Source organism: Methylobacter tundripaludum, from assembly GCF_002934365.1.
GTDB classification, from domain to species: Bacteria; Pseudomonadota; Gammaproteobacteria; order Methylococcales; family Methylomonadaceae; genus Methylobacter_A; species Methylobacter_A tundripaludum_A.
The window spans coordinates 1-1,654 of sequence record NZ_PTIY01000039.1; the positions used below are offsets into that span (position 1 = coordinate 1).

General features: G+C 43.5%; 1 protein-coding gene. It reads left to right on the forward strand.

All coding sequences use genetic code 11. The features are described 5' to 3' along the window. Positions 1 to 233 precede the first annotated feature (233 nt). Positions 234 to 1,391, forward strand: a complete 1,158-nt coding sequence (locus tag B0F88_RS19085; protein WP_104425526.1) for a Shedu immune nuclease family protein — start codon at positions 234 to 236, stop codon at positions 1,389 to 1,391. The last annotated feature ends 263 nt before the right edge of the window (positions 1,392 to 1,654 follow it).

The window sequence follows — 1,654 nt, forward strand, 5'->3', positions numbered from 1 at the left end:
AACGATCCCTCTGATGAGGGCTTGAGGTTAAATTTTAATTGTTTTATCGGGGGCTGTTCAGCGGGGTGTTCTCCGCGGTAGCGGCTTCGTCCAACACAGCGGTCAAAGGGACGCGCCGCCCTGATGCGGTTTTGAAGGTTTGCTTTTTAATCGAGTTCGGCGGCTTCGCTAAGCGTCCTTTAGCGTCGCGCCCCTTACCTTTACGTTAGCTTCTCGGAGTAGAAATCGAAACAATGGATGACGATTATCAAAACCCGCTACCGGGAAAAACATATATAAGCCCTTCACTCCAAGCTTTTGGAGATAAAGATCGAAGGGTTCGTATCGCCTCAAAAATACTGCCATCAGAAGATGGTTATGAATATGCAAGGGAGCGCGATGAAATTGTTTTGCGAAAAAAACCAGATGCCAAAACATACATAACAGCGAAGTTTCTGGAAGATACTAGGCAAAACTTTGTTTTAACTGTCCAAAAGTTTGTATCAGAAACAGGGCAGCCATATGGATCTGGATTTTCCTTTGTAGGTGAAGAAATTGGTAGGTTCTGTGAATTCCTGACAAATATCCAGTCTGTGGATTTTAAGACCAGAGCCAAAGTAAATATCTCCGACGAGGAGCTTAGAAAAATTGCTTTAACCACTCACCAAGCAAAGGCCTTCCTCACGGAAAATCAGGATTTGTTTGCTGAAGTGTTAAAGTCTGAGGTTACAACAGAAGACCTAATAGCTGTAGGCTTCAGAAAGAAGCAGTTGAGCGTCTATAAAAATCTGTTGAATGACCAAAGCTACTTCGATGATTTAAAGCAGAAGAAAAATTGCTCAAACGAAGCCCTTTGGCAGAAATACTTCGAAAAGAACCCTTGGGTATTTGGTTATGGGCTTGGCTATATATTCTTATCATCCTTAGATGATAAGAAGCTAGAGCAAGTAGTCCAAGGCCATAGCGTGGATTCACACGGTAAGCGTGTTGACGCACTCATGAAAACAAAAGGCATTATCTCCAACCTTTGTTTTATTGAGATAAAGACTCACGCTACAGAATTACTTGAATCTAAGCCTTATAGATCTGGCTGCTGGGCACCATCAAAAGAGTTAGCTGGTGCTATTGCGCAGGTGCAAGGTACCGTCGCTTCTGCTATAGAGAACCTTTCTAGTAAAATCAACCCCAGCGATAGTGATGGCAACCCAACGGGAGAGGAAATTTTCAATTACCAGCCTAAATCCTACTTAGTAATTGGCAGTATGGGTGAGTTTGTATCAGAACATGGTGTGAACAAAGATAAATTAAGGTCTTTTGAGTTGTTGCGTAAAAATACTTCAAATCCTGAAATTATTACATTTGACGAACTATATGAGCGTGCAAAATTCATTGTCCAGCACAACCAAAGCTAACACGGCGCTTCACCCGACCAAAAACCGCGACGCGGTTTTCGTCGGGTGAGCTAGGCGTTAGCCCCTACCTGAAAACATGCGACTCATTAATTCACATACCTTTGGCAAAGTCATGCAGCCAGCAAGTTTTGAGGACTTGATGAAGGAAGCCATTAACGGAAGCCTAAGTAGTCAGCCCTGAAAAAAGCCCCCGAACCATGCCTACAGATACCGAGACTCCGATCTCAGCCGGTAACAAGTTGTTAAGCGGAAGCCATTTCAAC